This window comes from Bradyrhizobium sp. PUT101 (genome assembly GCF_052043945.1).
Classification (GTDB): Bacteria; Pseudomonadota; Alphaproteobacteria; order Rhizobiales; family Xanthobacteraceae; genus Bradyrhizobium.
Genome location: NZ_CP197207.1, coordinates 7,085,073 through 7,107,061 on the forward strand (window position 1 = coordinate 7,085,073; position 21,989 = coordinate 7,107,061).

The window sequence follows — 21,989 nt, forward strand, 5'->3', positions numbered from 1 at the left end:
CTGACGGCGCAAGGCGCTGAACAATCGAACCATCCCTAAAAGACCCAGCGAAATCAGTATGGATACTTGCCGCGTCTTCCAGGATTGGACGATAGAGACGCCTAAGTGAGTGAAAATCACTGGAGATTTAGCTGCGTGCACGTGATGGATTGGAGCGAGAGTTTAGGTTCTTCTATTGGGTAGAAGGTCGCGTGTGCGCCGGGAGAACCAGAAGAATCTACACTCCGGAAAGTGTGAAGTTGTCGACAAAGCACGGCGGATTGAGTTCGCACCAGGCTCTCGCCGGTTCCCTGTAGAAATTGCAGCTAGCCAGCAGCTCAGAAGGATGCCGGCAATCAGCGGGCTTCATCGCGCAGATGATACCAATGATAGAGCATGCGCTGTCCGAGACGGCGGAATGGCGCGAAGGGATGCGTCGGGAGCGGGGAGGTGAAGATAGGCAGCTCTTGGCCTTTGAATGTCTTGCCCGCGAGCATCTGGGCCATGCGCCGGCCCGCTTGCGCAGAATAGGACACGCCGTTGCCGCCATAGCCGAGTGCATAGACCAGCTTCTGCTTTGCGTCAGGCCGGAAGATGCGGGGCATCATGTCATGGCTGACGTCGACCCAGCCCCACCAGGAGTAGTCGATTTCGATCCCCTCGAGCGGCGGGAATTTGCGGTGAAGGCCGCCGATCAGGAGCTGAAGATGGCGGTCGTGAGCCGCGTCCGCGCCGGTGATCGCACTGCGACTGCCGATCTGGAGACGATTGTCCGGCAGCAGGCGGTAGTAGAAGCGAAGCGTGCGGGTGTCCGTGATCACCTGCCTGGTGCGGAACCCGGTCGCATCGATCTCGGCCTGTGTCAGCGGCCGTGTCACCAGCGAATTGGAGAGGATCGGCATGCAGCGGCCGCCGAGCTCCGGCGTCAGGCCGAGCGATGTGTAGGCGCCGGTCGCGATCCCCACCGCGGCAGCGCGCACCGTCCCGCCCGGCGTGCGCAGAAGATATGCGCCGTCATGCCGTTCGATCCGCTGCACCGGGCTTGCGGTGTGTACGCGCACACCAAGATCGCGTGCCATGCGCAGGTAGCCGAACGCGAGCCTGGCCGGATGGACCCCGGTTCCGAGCGGCTCGTGGACCGCGCCGACGGCCTCGGCCTCGTCGACGAAATCACGGCGCAGCTCATCGTGTGACACGACGCGCGTCGCATAGCCGAACAGCTCGTTGAGGACGCTCGATTCGGCTACGATCTTGTCGAGGTTGCGCTGGCGATGGGCAATATAAAGATGTCCGCCGCGCTGTGGCTCGCAGTCGACCGGACTCGCGCGCACGAGCTCCTCAAAGGTTTCGAAACCTTCGGTGATCTCGGCATGCATACGCCTGGCGGTATCGAGACCCCAGCGCTTGATCCATTGCGAGCGCGTCAGGCGGCCTGAGGCATTCTGCGCCTGGCCGCCATTCCGGGTGCTACAGCCCCAGGCGACGCGATTGGCCTCGAGCACGACGGCCTTGATGCCGTATTCGCGCGCAAGGAAGATCGCGCAGGCGAGCCCGGTATAGCCCGAGCCGATGATTGCGACGTCGGCAACCGTGTCGTTCGTGATCGGGCCGTCGTCCGGCGGAGGTGTGCCGGCCGTGGCGATCCAGTAGGTCGGGGCATATTGCCGATTGCGGCCGGGACCACTGGAAACCAGCGGGTCATAGTGCGGATCATAGGCCGCCGCTGGCGGCGCAGCGTGCACGTTCATCGCGCGTCGCTCCGCTGCGCTGCCGGCTGCGCCGGCCTGTCCTTGCGGAAGGCGCTCTTGGTGCAGATCCTCTCGCCGCGGAATTCGAAGAGATCGCAGCCCTCGACCTCGATGCGCGCCCCGTCCGGCGAGGTGGCGCGAAAAATCCATTCGGACACGGCGCGGTCGCCGAACACAGTGTGCCGCGTGCACTCCCAGCTCACATCAGGCATCCCGGTCCAGGTTGCCTCGAAAGCGGCCCGAACCGCGCTCGTGCCGGCCAGCCGTCGGCCGCAGATGTCGGGACCCGCGGCCGTGTCGAACACGATGTCCTCGGTCATGCAGGCCATTACACCCGCGCCGTCGTGCCGGTTGAACGCGGCGAACAGGGTTTCGAGCAGCTCTTGCCTGACAGTATTGATGTTGCGCATGCCGGTATCCTCGCGCGCCAACGCGCGCCGCTACAGCCTGATGGGGGCATCTGGACATCTGCCACGGGGTGAGGAGGTGGCCGTAGAACCAGACCGCGCGGGCTCTACGGCCAGACTGGCATGACGAGGCGGAGGCAGCTGGCACTTCCGCAGCGAAGTTCCGGCCTGTTGATAGCCGGCAATGGCCGCCAATCTCCCCTCTCTCGCCCTGCATCGACGATGACGATGCCAGAGGCCGTGGTCGCGATCCGCGATATCGCCGCAACGGCGCTCCCGACGCCTGCCGTGATGCTGGCCGCCGCGATGTCGATCCTGGCGGCGGCTCTGGTGCGCGGCTTCACCGGTTTCGGCTTCGCGCTCACGGCGGTGCCGCTGCTCGGGCTGTTCATGCCGCCGATACAATCGGTTCCGGTCGCGGTGTGTCTTCAGCTCATCATCGGCCTCGGCGATCTCCCGCGCGCCTCGCGCGCCTGCGATTGGCCGTCGCTGCGCTGGCTCGTCATCGGCGGCGTGATCGGCTCGCCGCTCGGCGCGCTCATTCTGCGCGTGGCGTCCGCGCCGGCCGCACGCATCATGATCGCGCTGATCACAGCTGGTGCGGTCGTGGCGCTCAATGCCGGCTTCCGGCTCGCAGTGGCTCCATCGCGCAGCGTCACGGCATTGGTCGGCATGAGCGCGGGCCTGTTCAACGGCCTGGCGGCGATGCCGGGACCGCCGGTCATTGTCTATTACAGCACTGGTCCCTTCGGCCGCGTCGCGGCGCGCGCCTCGATGATGGTGTTCTTCCTGGTCTCGTCAGTTGCCGCGCTCATCAGCACTGCCATGCTGGGTCTGTTGAATCAGAGCACAGTGGTGCTGACCGCGCTTGGCGTTCCGGTCATGTTGTTCGGAACCTGGCTCGGCGATCTCGGCTTTCACCGTGGCAGCGACCGGCTGCATCGCCGCGTATCGATTGCCAGCCTTGCCGTGGTGGCGCTGGGCAGCGCCATCAAGGGCGTGAGCGACCTGTTCTAACCCTGTCGCGCGAACACTTCGCCGAGCTTTGCCATGCCGGCGGCGATCCGGTCGGTCCGGATCGACGAGAAGCCGAGCCGGAAGCAATGCCGTGTCGCGTCGGGGCTCATCGAAAACACGTCACCGGGCTCGATCACGACGCCCTCGGCGCGCGCGGCTTCCGAGAGCTTTGCGCTGTCGGTTCCATCAGGGCAGGAGATCCAATAGCTCGTGCTGCCGGATCCGCGCGCCCATCGGCATGCCGGCAGCGTCTGCGGCAGCAATTCGTCGACCAGCTTGGCGCGCTCCAGCAGCACGCGGCCGACTTGTTGCAGGTGCGAGCGGTAATGGCCGAGGCCGATGAACAGCGCGGCGACGCGCTGGTTGTTGAGAGGCGGGTGCCGCAGCATCAGCCGCCGCAATGCCCGCAGTTCGCGGACCACGGGCGCCGGCGCAACGACGTAGCCGAGCCGCAGTCCCGGCGCCAGGGCTTTCGAGAGGCTGCCGACATAGAGGACGGTCTGGTCCTGGTCGAGGCTCATCAGCGGCGGCAGCGCATCGCCTTCCGGGATCAGCTCGCTTTCATAGTCGTCCTCGATCAGGACGATGTCGCGGTCCCGCGCCGCCCGCAGAATTTCGTCGCGGCGCGCGCGCGACATCGCAGCCGTGGTCGGGCATTGATGACTGGCGGTGACATAGGCAAGCGAGCAGCGCGCAAAGTCGTCGTCGGGCACCAGTCCGTCGTCATCGACCCGCAGCGGAACGACGTCCGACGTCATCATGCCGAAGATGTTGCGGGCGTCTGGATATCCAGGGTCTTCCATGCCGATGGTTGTCGTCGGCCGCACGAACAGCTTGGCGATCAAATAGAGGGCATGCTGCGCTCCGATCGTGATCATGATCTCGTCGGCGCGCGCGCGAATGCCGCGGCGCGGCAGCACCTGCCGCTGCAATTGCTCGATCAGCGCGGGATCGTCGCCGTCGATCATGTCGCGCGCCCAGTTGTTGATCTCGGGCACGCTGAGCGCGGCGCGCGCGCTCTCGCGCCAATCGTTGGTGGGAAACAGACTCGGGTCGAACTGGCCGAAGATAAAGGGGTAGGGGTAGGTCTGCCAGTCGAGCGGCTTGACGATGTTGCGGAACGTCGAAGGCTGGAGCGCGAAGCGCTCGGTCCAGCGCCGGCTGTAAGCCTCGGTCGCAGGCAGCTTGGCCTCGCCAATCTGCTTGGGCAGGCCGGCGACGAAATAGCCGCTGCGTTCGCGCGAGACCAGGAAGTTCTGGTCGACGAGTTGCTCATAGGCGATGACGATGGTGTTGCGCGAGACCTTGAGGAGCGCGGCAAGATCGCGGCTGGACGGCATGCGCACGCCGAGAGGGAGCCGGCCGTCCTCGATCGCCGTCACGATCATCCGGCGAATCTGGAGCTGCAGGAAACTGCCGCCCCGATCCAGGCCCTGGAACAGCGATCCCCAGAACAGGACATCGTTTGGTGGGGCGGCCGGTGCCGTTGCTTCGGATTGCCGCAGGAGTGCAAATTTTCCCATTGGGGCTTGTCCAGGGTGGGGGTCGCGTGAACACAAAAAGCAAAGCAAAAACCGCGCCATAGCGGCGAGAATGACGCGCTGCCGTGCATGGGCTGGCTCCATTTGTGCATGGCATCTGGCGCTGGTCTAGGCCCACGCGAGGTCCCAGGGTCGATGGCGTGACATCTGGGAGTTCAATGTGAGCGCGGAGACGGTCGTTTACTCAGCCCGCAAGATCGTGACGATGAATCCGTCGCGACCGCTCGCGACCCATGTCGCGGTGCGCGATGGCCGCATCGTTGCGGTCGGCAATGCTGCGGAGATTGCACCATTCGCCGGCGGAGCGATCGACGACCGCTTCCGCGACAAGGTGCTGTTGCCCGGGTTCGTCGAGGGCCACAGCCACATCATGGAGGGCATGATGTGGTCGCTGCCCTATGTCGGGGCGTTTGATCGTCGCTCGCCGGAAGGCAAGGTCGTAACGGGCGTGCGTGACATCGACGCGATAGTCGCCCGGCTGCAGGAGGCCGAATCCAGGATCGGCGATCCCAACGCAACGCTGTTCGCCTGGGGCTTCGATCCGCTGCATATCGGCGGACGCATGCTGACCCGGCGGGATCTCGATCGCGTCTCGACCACGCGGTCGATCATGGTGATCCATGCGAGCTTCCACATCAGCAATGTCAACACGCTGGTGCTGGGGCGCACCGAGTTGCTGCACGCCACCGAGATTTCCGGCGTCGTCGCCGGCGAGGACGGTCTGGCCAGCGGAGAGCTACAGGGCATCGCCGCGCGATTTCGCGTCTTTCGCGTGCTCGGCAATCCGTTGTCCTCCGCCATCACGATGCACGACGTCGATCGCTATGCCGCGTCCGCCCGCGTGCAGGGCGTGACCACGATCACCGATCTGCACAATGATCTCACGGATCCGACGATCGAGCTCTACGCGGCGGCCACCCGTTCGCCCGAGTTTGGTGTGCGGTTGGTGCCTGCATTGGCTTCGGCCTCGCACACGCCCGAGCAGGCGATCGCGAAGATCGCGACATTGCGGGAGAGCGGCAACGACCGCCTGCACTACGGCATCGTCAAGCTGGTCGTGGACGGCTCGATCCAGGGCTTCACCGCGCGATTACGATGGCCCGGCTATCACAACGGTGCCCCGAACGGACTTTGGTACATCGCGCCCGAGGATCTGCCGCGGCTGGTCGACCTCTATCACAAGGCGGGCATTCAGCTTCACATCCACACCAATGGCGATGAGGCCACGGAGCTGGCACTCGATGCCATCGAGAAGGCGCTGGCCGCGACGCCCCGCGCGGATCACCGCCACACCCTGCAGCATTGCCAGATGGCGGATGCCGCGCAGTTCCGGCGCATGAAGGCGCTCGGCGTCTGCGTCAATCTGTTCGCCAACCACCTGTTCTACTGGGGTGACTCCCACCACGATCTGACAATGGGGCCGGAGCGCGCCGGGAGACTGGATGCAACCGGTACTGCCCTGCGCAGCGGCGTTCCGTTCGCGATCCACTCGGATGCACCGGTCACGCCGCTATCGCCGCTGTTTACCGCCTGGTGCGCGGTCAATCGGGTCTCGTCGTCAGGCCGCAAGCTCGGGACCGAGACGGAAGCTCTCGGCGTCGAGCAGGCCCTCGCTGCGATCACGATCGGCGCCGCCTACACACTGAAGCTCGATCACCTGATCGGTAGCATCGCGTGCGGCAAATTTGCGGACTTCGCGGTCCTGGATGACGATCCGCTCGCGGTCGCTCCCGCTGGGCTGAAGGACGTGCCCGTGTGGGGCACGGTCGTCGGCGGCCATGTCAGGAAAGCTCCGCGCGCATGATCCGGTCCGCGCCCATCCCGGTCACGGTGATTGGAGGCTTTCTCGGCGCCGGCAAGACGACGCTGCTCAATCGGTTGCTGGCGAACGGTCGTTCGCGTTGCGCGGTGCTGGTGAACGATTTCGGCGAAATCAATATCGATGCGGCCCTGATCGAGAGCCACGACGGCACCACGATGTCGCTGACCAATGGCTGCGTCTGTTGCAGCATCGGTTCAGGCTTTCTGGACACGCTCGGCGGCCTGCTTGACGAAAGCTGGCGTTTCGAGCGCATCGTGATCGAGGCGAGTGGGGTCGGCGATCCCTGGCGCATCGCCGAGATCGCGCTGGTCGAGCCGGCGCTGCGGCTCGATGGCGTGGTCGTGCTCGCCGATGCAAGCCGGATCGCGGCCCTGATCGAGGATCGCCAGGTCGGCGAGACGGTCCGCAACCAGTTCACAAAGTGCGATGTGGCGCTGCTCAGCAAGCGCGATCTGGTAACCGATAAGCAGATGGAGGCAGCGCGCAGTGCGATCCGCGCGGTGCGACAGGACGTCCGGATCGAAATCCTCCCGGATGGGGTGCAGGACACCGTTGTGTTCGGTCGACGCGAGGCGCCACGGTTTCGCACCGTTTCCGTCGATGAGGACGTCGATCACGAAGGCGAGTTCAGGCGCTGGACCTATCGGCGCGCCGGCAGCTTCGACCGCGATCTGTTGGCCGCGGCGGTGAACGCGTTGCCGCCGCAACTGCTACGATTGAAGGGCGTCTGCCGGATCGGCGACCAAGCACGGCCGCAGGTGTTCCAGATGGTGTCGCGGACCTGGTCGCTGGCGCAGCCCGAGCGCGACGCCGGGCAGGGCGCGGACGCGATCGTGCTGGTGGGCGTCGGGTCCGTTGATCTCCCGGCAGATCATGAACTGGATGCCATTCTCGATCGTGCATTGGCCGTATCGGCCGCTGCATGACGACGAGCGGATATCGATCGATGCACGACCTCGACTTGCCGACGATCAAATCGAACAGGGGGATAGAGCCATGTTGATCAGACGGACATTCGTACTGGGAGCCCTTGGTCTCGTTGCGGCCGCCGCTGCGTCACCTGCTGCGCGAGCCCAAGCGGCGGGCAGCAATACGCTCGTTGTGGCCACCACCCAGGTGCCACGCCACTTCAACGGCGCGGTGCAGTCGGGCATGGCGACGGCCATGCCGACGGCACAGATCTTTGCGAGCCCGCTGCGCTATGACGAGAACTGGAAGCCGCAGCCCTATCTGGCCCAGTCCTGGGAGGTCGCGCCCGACGGGCTGTCTGTGACCCTGCATCTCGTCAAGAATGTCGTATTTCACGATGGTAAGCCCGTGACATCGGACGATGTCGCCTTCTCGATCATGGCGATCAAGGCCAACCATCCGTTCCAGACCATGCTGGCGGCGGTGGAAAAGGTCGACACGCCGGATCCGGCAACAGCGATCATTCGGCTGTCACACCCCAGTCCCTCGCTGCTGCTGGCGATGTCCCCGGCGCTGATGCCGATTCTGCCGAAACACATCTACGGTGACGGTCAGGACCTGAAGACGCACCCCGCCAATCTCAAGCCGATCGGATCCGGGCCTTTCAAGCTGACCGAATACAAGCAGGGCGAATATTACACGCTGGAGAAGTTCGACAAGTTCTTCATGCCCGGCCGCCCCAAGCTCGACAAGATCGTGGTTCGGCTGGTTTCGGATGGGAATGCCGCCCTGGTCTCGATGGAGCGGGGCGACGTCCAGGCCCTGCCGTTCGTCGCAGGCGTTCGCGATATCGACCGCCTGCAGAAGGTGCCGAACATCGTCGTGACCGACAAGGGCTTTGCCGGTGTCGGTCCGCTCAACTGGCTCGCCTTCAACACCAGGAAGAAGCCGCTCGACGACGTCCGCGTTCGTCAGGCTATCGCTTATGCGGCCAATCGCGACTTCATCGTCTCTAAACTGATGGGCGGCAAGGCTGCTCCCGCATTCGGGCCGATCGCGCCGAATTCACCGCTCGCCGAGGCGAACGTCGAGCCCTACAAGGTCGACTATGCCAAGTCGGCGACGCTGCTGGATGCCGCGGGATATCCGAAGGGGGCCGATGGCTCGCGCTTCGCGCTCACCATCGACTATATTCCCGGCGGCGACGAGCAGCAGCGCAACGTTGCCGAATATCTTCGCTCGCAGATGAAGCGGGTCGGCATCAATCTCGAGGTGCGGGCGGCACCCGACTTTCCGACCTGGGCGCAGCGTGTTTCGAACTTCGATTTCGATCTGACCATGGACACCGTCTACAACTGGGCCGATCCCGTCATCGGGGTCAACCGGACCTACCTGTCCTCCAACATCCGCAAGGGCATCATCTGGTCCAACACTCAGCAATACAGCAACCCGAAAGTCGACGAACTGTTGCAGGCGGCGGCAATGGAGACCTCGCCGGAGAAGCGAAGGGCGCTCTATTCCGAATTCCAGAAGATCGTGGTCCAGGATGTGCCGATCTACTACGTCAACGTGTCGCCGTACTACAATGCGTTCAGCAAGGGGCTCGGTGGCCTTCCCACCACGATCTGGGGCATGATGTCTCCGCTGGACGAGATGTACTGGGAGACCCCGCCCAAGACTTAGCCAAGAACTGATGACGTGACCGCGACCACGATCGAGACTGCGAGGAGTCCTCCGACATCATGGCTTTGGCCATCCACCTAAGTAGGCAGATTGCCAATGCCGCCGCGCTGCTGCTGGCGGTGCTGGTGCTGAACTTCTGCCTGATCCACCTCGCGCCCGGCGATCCCGTTCAGGTGATCGCCGGTGAGATGGGGGGCGCCTCGGCTGACGTCGTTGCGGCGCTGCGGACCAAATACGGGCTCGACCACAGCCTGATGGAGCAGCTTTCGATCTATCTTCGCAACGTCGTGACGGGCGACTTCGGCTACTCCTACTATTTCAACGAGCCGGTGCTCGGCCTGGTTCTGCAGCGGCTGCCTGCGACGCTCTATCTTACGTCCTGTGCGCTGGTCAGTGCGCTCGTGATCGGCACTTTCCTCGGTGTCGTCAGCGCACGTCGTCCAAATGGTCTGTTCAGCCACACCGTGACGGTGTTCTCCCTGGCCGGCTACGCCGCTCCGATCTTCTGGACCGGATTGATGTTGCTGCTTCTGTTCGGATCGGTGTGGCCGATCCTGCCGGTCGTCGGCATGTCCGATGTCGTGCATCGCAAGCAGGGCCTGAACTATGTGCTCGATGTCGCGCAGCATCTCCTGCTGCCGTCGCTGACATTGGCACTGGTCTTCATCGCCCAATACAGTCGGCTCGCGCGGGTCAACATGATCGACGCGCTGTCGGCCGACTACGTCCGGACCGCGCGGGCCAAGGGCCTGCCGGAGTGGGTCGTGATCGGCAAGCATGCGCTGCGCAACACGCTGATCCCGACCGTCACGGTCGCCGGCCACCAGTTCGGCAATCTGTTTGCCGGCGCGGTGCTGGTCGAGACGGTGTTCAGCTGGCCCGGCATGGGCCGGCTGGTGTTCGATTCAATCCTGCGCCGCGATTATCCGACCTTGATGGCAGTGCTGTTCTTCTCTGCATTGATGGTCATGGCCGCAAACATCCTGACTGACATTGTTTACCGGCTGGTCGACCCGCGCATCCGAATGGGGCAACGATGACGGCCCTGGAAGCACCAACTTTGACCATCGTTCCGGCCATCGACATGCCGGCCAGGCGTGCGACGTCGCCAGCTGGAATCGCAATGCGGCAGTTCCTGAAGAGCCCGTCCGGCGTCATCGGCTTCTGCCTGCTCGCACTGATCATCGTCGGGACTCTGGTCGGACCGCATCTCTACCGGGTCGATCCGCTCGATCTGGTTGGCGCGCCGTTTATGCCGCCCGATTCGGATGCATGGCTCGGTACGGATTATCTCGGCCGCGACGTGCTGGCGGGTCTGATTTACGGCGGACGCGCAACCCTGGCGGTCGGCGCTGTCGCCGCCCTGATCACGATCGCCATCGGTCTGGTGGTCGGCTCCTTGAGCGGTTTCTTTGGCGGCGTGGTGGATGTGGTGCTGGTCAAGATTACCGAGTTCTTCCAGATCCTGCCGCCGCTCCTGTTCGCAATGGTCCTGGTGACCTTGTTCGGGTCGAAGCTGTCGACGATTACGGTGGCGATCGGCGCGGTGAGCTGGACGTCGGCCGCGCGGCTGACGCGGGCCGAGTTCATGCGACTTCGCGATCTCGATTTCGTCAAGGCGTCGCGTGCGGCCGGCGCCAGCGATCGTCATCTGATGCTGCGAGTATTGTTGCCGAACGCGCTGCCCGCGGTGATCGTGTCGGCCACGTTGGCGATCGGTGTCGCAATCCTGTTCGAAGGCGGCTTGAGCTTCCTGGGTCTTGGCGATCCCAACGTGATGAGCTGGGGACTGATGCTTGGACAGAACCGGAATTACATCCTCGATGCCTGGTGGGCCGTCATATTTCCGGGGATGGCGATCTTCCTTGCGGTCCTTGCCATCAGCCTGGTCGGCGACGGCCTCAACGATGCGATCAACCCGCGTCTCAGGCGGAGGTCGTGATGGGCGCCCTGCTCGAGGTCGACAATCTCAACGTCAGCATGTGCAACGAGGCCGGGCGCCTGGTGCCGGTCATCGAAAATCTGTCGTTCACCGTCGCGTCGGCGCAAACGCTCGCCCTCGTCGGCGAGTCCGGCTGCGGCAAGAGCATGACCGCGCTCGCCCTGATGGGCCTGTTGCCGGAGGATTTCGTCGTCACCAGCGGCCGCATCCTGTTGGAGGGCAGGGATATTCTGTCACTGCCGGCGAGGGATATGCGTGCGTTGCGCGGAAGTGCCATGTCGATGATCTTTCAGGAGCCGATGACCGCACTCAACCCGTTGTTCACGGTCGGCGACCAGATCGGCGAGGTGCTGCGCTGGCATCAGGGGCTCGTCGGGGGCGTCGCGGTGCGCGAACGCGTCATCGCGCTGCTCCGGGCGGTACAGATCCCGGCACCGGAGCGGCGCATCGACGCCTATCCACACCAGCTTTCGGGCGGCATGCGTCAGCGCGTGATGATCGCGATGGCGCTTGCCGGCAAGCCAAAGCTCCTGATCGCGGACGAGCCGACCACGGCGCTCGACGTCACCGTGCAGGCGCAGATATTCGATCTCCTCGCGCAGCTGCAACGTGAGACTGGGACGGCCATCCTGCTCATCACCCACGATCTCGGCGCCGTCGGCGAACTCGCCAACGAGATCCTGGTGCTCTATGCCGGCCGCTGCATCGAGGCCGGGGCATCAGCCGGGATCGTGGCGCAGCCACGTCATCCCTATACGCGAGGACTGCTGCGCTGCGTGCCGCATCTCCAGCTCGGACAGGCACCGAAATCCTGGACCGACCTCGGCGAAATCCCCGGGATGGTGCCGCCGCTCGGTGCGCGCGGGGCCGAATGCGCGTTTCTGGCCCGATGTGCCAAGGCCGCCGATGTCTGCCGGTCGAGCCCACAGCCGACACTCGAACCGATTGCGGCTGGTCACGCCGTATCGTGCTGGTGCAAGGCGGCAGTTGCGGCATGACGGCGTTTGAGGCGGCACAGATCCACGACGCATCGGACGTTTTGCTTGACGTCAACGACCTCGTGGTTCATTTCCCGGCCGGCCGCCGATCGGGTAAGCCGTCTTTTGTTCACGCGGTCGACGGCGTCAGCTTTCGCGTGCGGCGCGGCACGACGTTCGGCATTGTCGGCGAGAGCGGATCCGGGAAGTCGACCACCGCCCAGGCGGTGATGCGGCTGGTCCCGGTCACGTCGGGTCAGGTCGTGTTCGGAAACAGGAATATTGCCGAACTCTCGGGCGAGCCGCTGCGTGCCGTGCGCCGTCACCTCCAGATCGTGTTTCAGGATCCGTTCTCCGCGCTCAATCCGCGCCGCCGTGCCGGCGACCAGATCCGCGAGCCATTGGATTTGCTCGGCATCGGAAGCCGCAGCGACCGCGACGAGCGGGTGCGCAAGCTTTTGGCGGAAGTCGGCCTGCCGCCGCAGGCCGCGGACCTGTTTCCGCATCAGTTCTCAGGCGGTCAGCGTCAGCGGCTTTGCATCGCGCGCGCGCTTGCGCCCGAGCCGGATCTCATCGTCTGCGACGAGGCCGTGTCTGCGCTCGACGTCGCGATCCAGGCGCAGATCCTGAATCTGCTGAAGCGGTTGCAGCGCGAGCGCAATCTCACCTACATCTTCATCTCGCACGACCTTGCTGTGATACAGCAATTCTGCGACGAGGTCGCCGTGATGTATCTGGGCAAGATCGTCGAGCAGGCGCCGGCTGCCGAAATCTTCCGTGCACCGCATCATCCGTACACCTGGTCGCTGCTCGCCGCGGCCGCTCCTCCGGGACCGATGCGTGATGAGCTCAAGCGGCGCTATCTCGTCAAGGGCGATCCGCCGAGTCCGGTTGACCCGCTGCCCGGCTGCCGCTTTGTCGAGCGCTGCCCATCGGCCGTCGAGGTCTGTCGGCAGCGATTGCCGACGTTGGATGTCGTCGCACCGTGCCACTATGTCGGGTGCCACCGAAGCGCTGAACTGGCGCCTCCGAATTTCGATTCGCGGTAGTCGCGTCCGGGGGGGATTTCGGCGTTCGCCACCCTCGGTTATGGTTGGCACCGTTGCATATCAGATTTCCGCTTCGGAGCCGAAGTCTTCAAGCACCAAAACGAGCGCGTGCTCGCATCCCGTTTGAAGATTCTCGCTTCCGCAGGCTCCGCGTCCCGCACCTAGCGGCACTAAATTTATCGCGGCACACCAAATCGCATTCCATGAGTTGCAGTGGTAAGACCCGTTGCACACTTTTGGCACACCGAAAGCGGTGCGGAATCCGAACCAGCAACTATGTCTTTGAATTTGTAGCGGAAAAATTCAGTCGGTTTTCGTTGCATTGGCCCGACAGGACAGCTAAGCCTCTGATATGAAATATAAATTTTCCGTCGCGCCCATGATGGATTGGAGTGAGACTTAAGGGTTTTCAATCGGTTAGAAGGCGGCTTGTGCACGACGTGTGCACCGGGAGATCAAGAAAAATCCAGCGAAGATCGGCATCGCCATCGAGATAGAAGTCGATTGCTATCCCGAGAAGCGCCGAGGGCCTGGAGCCAAGTGATGGGGAAAGGTTTGCAACTTGACCTGCAACTCGGAAGCGCCTCGCCAGAGTTCGGCGCTGGGCGGATGACCGCTCCTCGAAACCGAGTTGCTACTGGCTTGAACTTTCATTGGTTTCCTGACAGCCGCAGTCAGCTTCGCACCCTAGCTACGGTGCTAACCTACGCTTTTGCGTCGGAATGCCTTGGAGCCGTTGATCCGGCGTCCGAACGGTGATCTCACCTGCGATAAGGCTTTGATTTATCGAAAGTCGGTGTGTTTAGACGCGGTCGCGCGGAATTCCGCTCGACCTTTTAAAGTGCCCGTTGCAACTCGAATGACGTCCTAGTCGGGCGCAATCGTTGCGGGGGCTCGTACTCGCTGTGGCCTTTAACTTGGGATGGCCTTTTTCCCCTTACGGAGAGCAAACGCTTTCCCGCTTTTCGCCCGGCGCAACGGGTCTCGAGCACCCTGATGGTGTAGGCGGCGATAGTCCAACTAGCCTCATTGCAAAAGCGCCCCTCCGGTAGGCCAACTTCGCCGAATTATATGGGGCATATAGTCGCCGGTTAGAGGCTGCTCGGACTACGGCTCGTTAACGGTGTGGCGCGTAATTTTGGGCCATGCAATATACGGACGGTTCATTTGCCGATGTGAAGTCCATCAGTCAGCAGGCCATGTGCCGGTACTGGGCACGCGTGGCCGGCGATATGCCCTTCCCTTCGCTAGATCAGTTCAGGCCCGAAGCGCGACTTCATGACCCAAAACAAGTGATCATCTGGAGTGTCGAGCGTCCGGGAGAAGGGCACACATTTCGCGCGCTTTACCAAGGCGCCAGCGTAGGAGAGGTCTTCAATTCGAGCTGGGCCGGGAAGTCAATGGATGAGGTTCTGCCGCCAGCGTTGAAGGAGTTCGGTTTAGCCGCGGCCGAGCAATGCGTGACCAGCGGCTGCGCCATCTACAGCGTGTTTTCGACCTACAACAGCGGCGGCCATACGATCGATTGTGAGCGCTTGCTCCTGCCTTTGGGGCGCTACGGCCGGGTCGAGCAAATGGTTGGGTCCCTTCAACTGATCAGCATGGCGGGATCGTTCAACCGCGAGACCGTCATCCGACACTTCGAATGGAAAACGGACGTATCCTGCGCAATCCGCATCTACGCTTCAGGCGGTCTCCGGAAATCATCACAATCGACAGGCGAGGAGCGAGAAGCGCACCGCACTTCTTAGCCGGATGCGCGTCTAAGGAACGGCGCGGATTGGGCGGGGCAACTCCAGAGGGCTAGACGGCTAAACCGATCCGACGCCCGCGGGTATGGTGCCGACCCCGGATTGCTACGGTCCCACTGGTGCGTGATCGTTTACGATCTTAAACCATATTTGCATCCATGGATCCGCCGTACGACTCCGAGCGCGAGGCCGTCGCGGCAATGAAGCTTGCCGCCGAAGCCGATGGGCTAGAACGACAGAGATGGATCACCGCCGCGCTGAGGTGGTGGGAGCTCGCTCGCCTATGCAGGGCTGCCGAGGACAACATGCCGGAAGGGTGCCCTACGCGGCAGCTCGTTACCGGTGCAAGGCGCAGGGCCTGCCCCTTCCAAGCCGCTAGATCGCGTTGAGGGGAAACGCGCTGTCGCACCCGTACGGGATCATGTGGATTCAACACAGAGCGGCGGATTCGTTCCGTTCCAAACCGCGTAACTGCCTACATCTTCCGTCGAGAGCGGCACGCCAACTACATGGGGATCGCCGCTGCTCCGGACGCGTCGGACCCCGCGGTTTCCCCTGCGTTCCCTGGAGACTCCACAGATCCAAGCGAAGAGGCAAAAGAGCCCGGTCCGCAAGCAGGATCGGGCCCGGGGGGCCGGCGGACTGGCTACGAGACCGGTACGAAGCGCGCAATACCGAGCGATCGAAGGCGGCAGTGCCGACGGCCGTCAAAGAACGCCCGCACCAGCCGAAAGAAGATGGAGCGGCGGCTGGATCGTTGATTACCACCAAGTGCAAGACATTACCGGCCCGGTGGCAATCACCACCAAGGCCGGATTTGTCTTCCAAGCAAGTTGTGTCGTTTGTCGTTGCGACCCGCAACGACGACGCCACTCGGTACGGAATGAACTTTACGCTGCGGTGCCGGTCGCTTTGCGCCATGTCAAATTCGCCTGCACGAGCCGCGGTTGCCTGCAATCATCACGCTCGGGCCATCGGCGGCGGCCTTCATGAGATTATGTTCTCGAATCTAAGCGCATCGACCATTTGTTTTGCAAGAAATCGTCGAAGCTGATGCAAGAAGCATCAGCTTGTCCGTAGTTTTCCGTGACGTCCCGTAATTCTCCGGGCCCGTTGTCTAGGCATTTGGTTAGTTTCTAGGCGCATCCTCTCGCGATTAGATCCAAGTCGCTTTGCAGTCGCATCGCCGCGATCGCAATCCAGGCAGCATCGAGGAGCATGGAATGCGCACGAATCTTCCGGTCACAACGGTCGAGTATCCCATTACCGACGAGACGCTGATCGTCTCCAGAACCGACCTCAAAGGTCGGCTGACCTACTTCAACGACCAGTTTCTCGACGCTGCGGGGTTTTCCGAAGCGGAGTTGATGGGCCAGCCGCACAACATCATCCGTCATCCGGACATGCCGGCTGAGGCGTTCGACAACCTTTGGACAACCTTGAAGGAGGGGAAGCCCTGGGTCGGCGCGGTGAAGAACCGCCGCAAGAACGGCGATTTCTATTGGGTGCTGGCGACAGCTTCCCCGGTCCGGGAAAACGGTCAGATCACCGGATACACCTCGATCCGCACCAAGCTGCCGGCTGACCAACGGGCCGAAGCCGAACAGGTTTACGCGCTTCTTCGCGCCAACAAGGCGCAGCAGTACAAGATCGACGCCGGCATCATCCGCAGCCGTTCGTTCATGGATCGCATTGCAGTTTTTACGCACACGCTGAATGCGCGCCTGGTTACCTTGGTTGCCGTGCTCGGTACTTTTCTGCTGACAATCGGTCTTGCGGGCCTTCTCGCCACGCGAGAGAGCAACATCCGCATCAAGTCGATCTACGAAGATCGGGCTGTGCCGCTCGCGCAGCTGTTCGAGATCAATGACCGCATGAAGGACAATACGGTCCTGCTGTTCGAAGCTGTCGCGAACGGGCGCGCCGGCAAGCCGGTTGGTGATATCGTGGCCAAGGTCACCGCCAACCTTGAGACGGTCCGAAAGGTCTGGGACGAGTATATGGCTACCTACCTCACGCCTGAGGAGAAGGGCGTTGCCGAATCTTTCACGCCCAAGCGCATGACCTATGTCGAGAAAGGGTTGAAGCCCAGCCTGGGCTTGCTGGCGGACCGCAAGTACGACGAGCTTGGCGCTCTGCTGGCGGGCGAAGCGCGTGAGCATTACGACTTGGCCAGGGCGGACTTGGAGAAGCTTGTGGCGATCCAGATCAAAGAAGCAAAGATCGAGTATGACGCAGCTGAGCGTCAGTATGCTATCTTGATCGGCGTGGCGGCTTGTTTGCTCGCGCTGGGCATAGTGATTGGCGGACTGCTCGGCAGGCAAACCATTCGGGCTGTTGTCCGACCGCTGCAGCGGCTCAACGACGCTATGCTCAACGTCACCCAGGGCAAGCTGGACAACCGGATCGACGTGGAGCGCGATGATGAACTCGGCGTGGCGCTGCGCAATCTGCAGACCGTGCAGTCAATCGTGCGCTTTGACAGAGAAGAATTGAAGGCAACCGAAAAGCGGGCAGCCGTCCAGCGCAAAGCCGAAATGGTGAAGCTGGCCAATAGCTTCGAAAGCGCGGTCGGAGAAATCATCGAAACGGTCTCGTCGGCTTCAACCGAACTGGAAGCTTCCGCGGGCACTTTGACTGCCACGGCCGAACGTTCACAAGAGCTGACGACGCTGGTCGCTGCCGCTTCCGAGGAAGCCTCGACGAACGTTCAGTCCGTCGCCTCCGCAACCGAGGAACTGTCCTCGTCCGTCAATGAGATCAGCCGTCAGGTGCAGGAATCGGCGCGGATGGCCGGTGCGGCGGTTGATCAGGCGCGCACGACGAACGGCCGTGTCGGCGAGTTGTCCAAGGCGGCGGCGCGAATTGGAGACGTGGTCGAGCTCATCAATACGATCGCCGCGCAGACCAATCTTTTGGCGCTCAATGCCACCATCGAGGCGGCGCGCGCCGGGGACGCTGGCCGCGGGTTCGCGGTGGTGGCTTCCGAAGTGAAGGCTCTCGCCGAGCAGACCTCCAAAGCCACCGGCGAAATTGGTCAGCAGATATCAGGCATCCAGACCGCGACGAACGAGTCGGTCAACGCGATCAAGGAAATCTCAGGCACGATCGAGCGCCTCTCCGAAATATCGTCCACCATCGCGGCCGCAGTCGAAGAGCAGGGCGCCGCGACCCAGGAAATCTCTCGCAACGTGCAGCAGGCGGCGCAAGGCACCCAGCAGGTCTCATCCAACATTGTTGACGTCCAGCGTGGCGCGGGCGAGACCGGATCGGCTTCCGCGCAGGTACTGTCAGCCGCACAGTCGCTATCGACCGACAGCAATCGCCTCAAGCTCGAGGTCGGTAAGTTCCTGGATGGCGTGCGGGCGGCCTGACCTTCGACGGTTCGGCCGCTCGCTCACTGGAGCAGGCGGATCGAGCCAGCGTGAATTCGCCCGGGTGCAGCAGGCTGGCTGCTCAGGTGAATGTGTCGGTATGCCGTTAACTCCGAACATACTACGCGCCTTTACGCGTCCTTCGTCTCTCTCGCTTAGGTTCTGGAGGGGGTAGGAACTCGATGGGTCTATTCGGGCGAATTCGTGCGGCTTTCGCGTTGGGCGATATAACCGATCCGCTCGGTCGTTCGCTGGTCGTGGAGCAGTTCCGGATCCTGCGAAAGCAGGTTCCGGTGCTGTACGCCGTGCTGCTGGTCGACAGTATCAGTGTAGCGTTAGTCCTCCCAGTGACCGTCTCAGCATGGCTCCGATTCGGCTTGCCGGCGGCTCTTCTGGCGCTTTGCCTGCTCCGCCTGGCTCAGTGGATCAGCCTGAAAGCGGTCGATGTCACGCCCGAGCAGGCGCACGGAGAACTCAGGAGAACACGCTTAGTCGCAGTAGTCCTGAATGCAGGGTTTGTCTTCTGGATTTTGGCGCTGTTCGCGGCCGTTGATCCTGGTCTCCGAGCGCCGGTTGCCTTGCTCGTCTTCATGGGATGTATCGGCACCGCCTACTGCCTCGGAAGCTTTCCGCCGGCATCCCTCCTGACCATGCTCATTGCCGGGGGCCCGATCGGGACTGTGCTGCTCCTGTCAGGCGACGGGATCATGATCTCGCTCGGGATCAATCTGCTGCTGCTCCTCTTGCTGCTCGGCAGGATGATCAACACCAACTTTCGCTCGTTCCTGCAACTCATTCGGGCTCACAGCAGCCTCACCCAGGAAGGGGAGCGCGCAAGAGCCGCGGAGCAGACTGCGACCGCCCTGGCGGAACGGTTCGATCGGGCCCTGAACAACATGTCCCAAGGGCTCTGCTTCTTCGATGAGGATCAGCGCCTGATCGTCTGCAACAGGAAATACCTGGAAATCTATGATCTCGATCCGGAAGTCGTCCGGCCCGGCATGAAGTTGAAAGATATCGTCGATCTCAGGTATTCGGCCGGCAGCGCCCCGAAGATGCCGAAGCAGGATTATCTGGTCTGGCGCAACAGCGCCCCGGTGATCGCCGAGAGCTCGGACACGACCGTCGAACTGACGAATGGACGGGTCGTGCGCATCCGACATCGACCCATGGAGGACAAAGGCTGGGTGGCCACCCACGAGGACATCACCGAGCGTCACCGGACCGAGATGGCTCTTGCCGAAGCGAAGGGGGCAGCCGAACGGGCCGAAGCCGCCGCCCGCGCCACTCACTCCCATCTCACCGAAGCGCTCGAGGTCGTTCCTGAAGGCCTGGCCTTGTTCGACAAGAACGATCGCCTGGTCCTTTGGAATAGGCAGTACGCCGAATTCTATGCTGCCAGCCGGGAAGCCCTCGCGGCGGGCACACCGTTCGAAAGCATCCTCCGCGCTGGGCTTGCGCGGTGGCAATATCCCGAGGCGATCGGGCGGGAGGACGAATGGCTCGCCGAACGCTTGGCTCGTCATGCCCTGCCAAGATACTCTCACGAGCAGCATCTGCCCGGCGACCGCTGGGTACGCGTGGAGGAGCGCCGCACGGCCGACGGAGGCAGTATCGGCGTCCGGATCGATATCACCGACCTGAAGCGCAGGGAGGCCTCGTTCCGTCTGCTGTTTGAGGAGAATCCGCTGCCCATGTGGGTGGTCGATGCGGCAACGCGGCAATTGCTCGCGGTGAACGCCGCAATGTGCCGGCACTACGGCTACCACCGCGAGGATCTTCTCCTCATGTGCGAGCCGCAGCTGGAGTGCGGAGCATCCGATGGGGCCGCCGATTTTGAACTGCACAGAACCGCTGGCGGAGATCTCATTCAAGTCGCCATTGAGTCCCGACCACTTCACTATGAAGGGCGCCCAGCGCACGTTTGCGTGGCATTCGACGTCACCGAGCGCAATCGCGCCCAGGAGAGGATCAGCTATCTGGCTTCGCACGATGTTCTGACCGAACTGCCCAACCGGACTGCCCTGGATCAGCACCTCTCGGCCGCGGTCGAGCGGGCCGAAATCACCGGATCCGGCTTCGCCGTGCTCTGCATCGACCTCGACCACTTCAAGGAGATCAACGATCTGTTCGGCCACGCTATCGGAGATGCGGTCCTGCGCGAGACTTCGCGGCGTCTTCAGGAGGCAGGACAAGGCTGCTACGTTGCGCGCGTAGGGGGCGATGAGTTCATCGGCATCACGGACCAGGTGCCGTTGTCGGCAAGTGCGGAACTCCTCGCGACCAGGATGCGGGCAGCATTCGACCATCCGGTCGAAGTCGATGGTCATGCTCTCAACCTCGACCTCTGCGTCGGTGCGGCGCTGTTTCCCAGGGACGCGGACAACATCGTCTCTCTGCTTGCGAACGCCGATGCGGCGCTCTATCGGGCCAAGCACGAGGGCAGAGGCGCGATCCGCCTGTTCACGAGCGCCATGGACCAGCAGCTTCAGGAGCGCCGCGCGCTCGAGCACGATCTGCGCTTCGCGGTCGAGCGCGGGGAACTGTATCTGGATTATCAACCGCAGCAGCACCGCGACGGCCACATCATTGGATATGAGGCACTCGTGCGGTGGCAGCATCCCGACCGCGGGCTCGTCCCTCCTGGAGAATTCATCCCGATTGCGGAACGAAGCGGTTCGATCGCGCAGATCGACGATTGGGTCCTGATGGAAGCGTGCCAGGAAGCCGCATCATGGGACCGGCCGCTCCGGATCGCCGTCAACGTCTCGGCCGCGCAATTCCGCAGGGAGAACCTCGATGCTCAGGTCCGCAAAGTGCTGCGCGAAAGCGGGCTGGCACCAGCACGACTGGAGCTGGAAATCACCGAAGGCGTGCTGATCGAGGACGTCTCGCGCGCCAAGAAAACGATGCAATCTCTCAAGAATCTCGGCATCCTGATCGCCCTTGACGATTTCGGGACGGGGTATTCCTCACTGTCCTATGTCGAGGCATTCCCTCTCGACACGATCAAGATCGACCGGTCTTTCGTCGCCTCGCTCGGACAAAGCGAGCGATCATTGGCCATCGTTCGCGCGGTCATCGGGCTCGCGCACGGCCTTGGCGTGCCTGTCCTTGCGGAAGGTATCGAAACAAAGGTCCAGATGTCGCTCCTCATCGAGGAAGGCTGCGACGAAATGCAAGGCTACTTGATTGGACGGCCGCAGCGGATAGCGGCGGGCGGAAGTCGATCCAACCCGAAACTTCCATCTCTCATGCACTCGGCCTCATAGCTTGACGCTGGCGGCAAGATCCGGCTGCCGCGCGGTTCGAGTAGGGAGACATATATGACAGACATACGGACGGCCAGCGGCCTCAACCGGAAATCGCGTCGCCGGCAACGCCTCTCGCGCGCCAATAACGCTGGCGAAGCCGGGGTGCCATCAACCACTCGATTGCAGGGACGCAACGAAAGCTCAAGGCGACCATGGCCGGAATCGCCGCCATGCGTTCGACTGGACCCGAGTGAGGAGGATCACGGGCATTCCTCGCCCCGAACATCACTGCTTGGACGCTTATGAAGACCAACGCCGCGATCTGAAGTCGTACCGGCATGCCAAGGCTCCTGGTTCCACTCCTTATTTACAAGGGGTCCGAGCACGGTGAGTTCGAGGAGGGGGCTCTGCTTGCATGCTGCTGCGCCGGAATGCAAGCCGGCCTCGCATTGGCACGACCTCTGTCCACGGCAGCGCCAAGCTGGCCGAGGGCGGCAGGCTGCCAATCTGGCCTACCAAGGTCGCGAGGAACGGCC

Annotated in this window: 14 protein-coding genes; 11 read left to right on the forward strand and 3 right to left on the reverse strand. The window is 62.9% G+C overall.

Going from position 1 to position 21,989, the window contains the following annotated elements; genetic code table 11:
- Positions 1-335: 335 nt before the first annotated feature.
- Positions 336-1,727 carry an NAD(P)/FAD-dependent oxidoreductase gene (locus ACSHT2_RS33540; protein ID WP_440639311.1) on the reverse strand — a complete coding sequence of 464 codons (1,392 nt, stop codon included), beginning with the start codon at positions 1,725-1,727 and terminating at the stop codon, positions 336-338.
- Entirely contained in the window at positions 1,724-2,137 is a 414-nt protein-coding gene (locus ACSHT2_RS33545; RefSeq protein ID WP_440639312.1) for a nuclear transport factor 2 family protein, read from the reverse strand. The genes ACSHT2_RS33540 and ACSHT2_RS33545 overlap by 4 nt, the downstream gene beginning before the upstream one ends.
- A gap of 219 nt (positions 2,138-2,356) precedes the next feature.
- Here ACSHT2_RS33545 and ACSHT2_RS33550 point away from each other — a divergent pair, with 219 nt between their 5' ends.
- On the forward strand, positions 2,357-3,151 hold the full coding sequence (locus ACSHT2_RS33550) for a sulfite exporter TauE/SafE family protein (RefSeq protein ID WP_440639314.1): 795 nt from the start codon (positions 2,357-2,359) through the stop codon (positions 3,149-3,151).
- On the opposite strand, the gene pdxR is transcribed toward ACSHT2_RS33550, so the two are convergent.
- Positions 3,148-4,674, reverse strand: a complete 1,527-nt coding sequence (gene pdxR, locus ACSHT2_RS33555) for a MocR-like pyridoxine biosynthesis transcription factor PdxR (protein WP_440639316.1) — start codon at positions 4,672-4,674, stop codon at positions 3,148-3,150. The genes ACSHT2_RS33550 and pdxR overlap by 4 nt on opposite strands.
- A gap of 178 nt (positions 4,675-4,852) precedes the next feature.
- On the opposite strand from pdxR, the gene ACSHT2_RS33560 reads away from it, so the two are divergent.
- From ACSHT2_RS33560 to ACSHT2_RS33605, 10 genes are all read left to right on the forward strand, one after another.
- Positions 4,853-6,496, forward strand: coding sequence for an amidohydrolase (locus tag ACSHT2_RS33560; protein WP_440639317.1), 1,644 nt, complete (start codon positions 4,853-4,855; stop codon positions 6,494-6,496).
- Positions 6,493-7,440 (forward strand): CobW family GTP-binding protein, encoded by a 948-nt coding sequence (locus ACSHT2_RS33565; RefSeq protein WP_440639319.1) that lies wholly within the window; start codon positions 6,493-6,495, stop codon positions 7,438-7,440. Before ACSHT2_RS33560 ends, ACSHT2_RS33565 begins: the two co-directional genes overlap by 4 nt.
- A gap of 70 nt (positions 7,441-7,510) precedes the next feature.
- A complete protein-coding gene (locus ACSHT2_RS33570) occupies positions 7,511-9,106 on the forward strand; it encodes an ABC transporter substrate-binding protein (RefSeq protein ID WP_440639321.1) in 1,596 nt (531 codons plus the stop codon).
- Positions 9,107-9,165: 59 nt separating this feature from the next.
- The gene (locus ACSHT2_RS33575; RefSeq protein ID WP_440639323.1) at positions 9,166-10,146 is read left to right on the forward strand and encodes an ABC transporter permease; all 981 of its coding nucleotides are present in this window, start codon (positions 9,166-9,168) and stop codon (positions 10,144-10,146) included.
- A 44-nt stretch (positions 10,147-10,190) separates the two neighbouring features.
- Entirely contained in the window at positions 10,191-11,048 is an 858-nt protein-coding gene (locus ACSHT2_RS33580; RefSeq protein ID WP_440642987.1) for an ABC transporter permease, read from the forward strand.
- Positions 11,048-12,046 (forward strand): ABC transporter ATP-binding protein, encoded by a 999-nt coding sequence (locus ACSHT2_RS33585; RefSeq protein WP_440639324.1) that lies wholly within the window; start codon positions 11,048-11,050, stop codon positions 12,044-12,046. Before ACSHT2_RS33580 ends, ACSHT2_RS33585 begins: the two co-directional genes overlap by 1 nt.
- A complete protein-coding gene (locus ACSHT2_RS33590; protein WP_440639326.1) occupies positions 12,043-13,074 on the forward strand; it encodes an ABC transporter ATP-binding protein in 1,032 nt (343 codons plus the stop codon). The genes ACSHT2_RS33585 and ACSHT2_RS33590 overlap by 4 nt, the downstream gene beginning before the upstream one ends.
- A gap of 1,145 nt (positions 13,075-14,219) precedes the next feature.
- Positions 14,220-14,825 (forward strand): hypothetical protein, encoded by a 606-nt coding sequence (locus ACSHT2_RS33595; RefSeq protein ID WP_440639328.1) that lies wholly within the window; start codon positions 14,220-14,222, stop codon positions 14,823-14,825.
- 1,223 nt (positions 14,826-16,048) lie between these two features.
- Entirely contained in the window at positions 16,049-18,199 is a 2,151-nt protein-coding gene (locus ACSHT2_RS33600; RefSeq protein WP_440639330.1) for a methyl-accepting chemotaxis protein, read from the forward strand.
- Positions 18,200-18,381: 182 nt separating this feature from the next.
- Positions 18,382-21,471 (forward strand): EAL domain-containing protein, encoded by a 3,090-nt coding sequence (locus tag ACSHT2_RS33605; RefSeq protein ID WP_440639331.1) that lies wholly within the window; start codon positions 18,382-18,384, stop codon positions 21,469-21,471.
- The last annotated feature ends 518 nt before the right edge of the window (positions 21,472-21,989 follow it).

Bases quoted from the DNA above. Each gene is read 5' to 3' on its own strand.
- ACSHT2_RS33575 (WP_440639323.1), top strand. From the start codon at position 9,166: ATGGCTTTGGCCATCCACCTAAGTAGGCAGATTGCCAATGCCGCCGCG.
- ACSHT2_RS33595 (WP_440639328.1), top strand. From the start codon at position 14,220: ATGCAATATACGGACGGTTCATTTGCCGATGTGAAGTCCATCAGTCAG.
- ACSHT2_RS33590 (WP_440639326.1), top strand. From the start codon at position 12,043: ATGACGGCGTTTGAGGCGGCACAGATCCACGACGCATCGGACGTTTTG.
- ACSHT2_RS33605 (WP_440639331.1), top strand. From the start codon at position 18,382: ATGGGTCTATTCGGGCGAATTCGTGCGGCTTTCGCGTTGGGCGATATA.
- pdxR (WP_440639316.1), bottom strand. From the start codon at position 4,674: ATGGGAAAATTTGCACTCCTGCGGCAATCCGAAGCAACGGCACCGGCC.
- ACSHT2_RS33545 (WP_440639312.1), bottom strand. From the start codon at position 2,137: ATGCGCAACATCAATACTGTCAGGCAAGAGCTGCTCGAAACCCTGTTC.
- ACSHT2_RS33600 (WP_440639330.1), top strand. From the start codon at position 16,049: ATGCGCACGAATCTTCCGGTCACAACGGTCGAGTATCCCATTACCGAC.
- ACSHT2_RS33570 (WP_440639321.1), top strand. From the start codon at position 7,511: ATGTTGATCAGACGGACATTCGTACTGGGAGCCCTTGGTCTCGTTGCG.
- ACSHT2_RS33565 (WP_440639319.1), top strand. From the start codon at position 6,493: ATGATCCGGTCCGCGCCCATCCCGGTCACGGTGATTGGAGGCTTTCTC.
- ACSHT2_RS33580 (WP_440642987.1), top strand. From the start codon at position 10,191: ATGCCGGCCAGGCGTGCGACGTCGCCAGCTGGAATCGCAATGCGGCAG.
- ACSHT2_RS33585 (WP_440639324.1), top strand. From the start codon at position 11,048: ATGGGCGCCCTGCTCGAGGTCGACAATCTCAACGTCAGCATGTGCAAC.
- ACSHT2_RS33540 (WP_440639311.1), bottom strand. From the start codon at position 1,727: ATGAACGTGCACGCTGCGCCGCCAGCGGCGGCCTATGATCCGCACTAT.
- ACSHT2_RS33550 (WP_440639314.1), top strand. From the start codon at position 2,357: ATGACGATGCCAGAGGCCGTGGTCGCGATCCGCGATATCGCCGCAACG.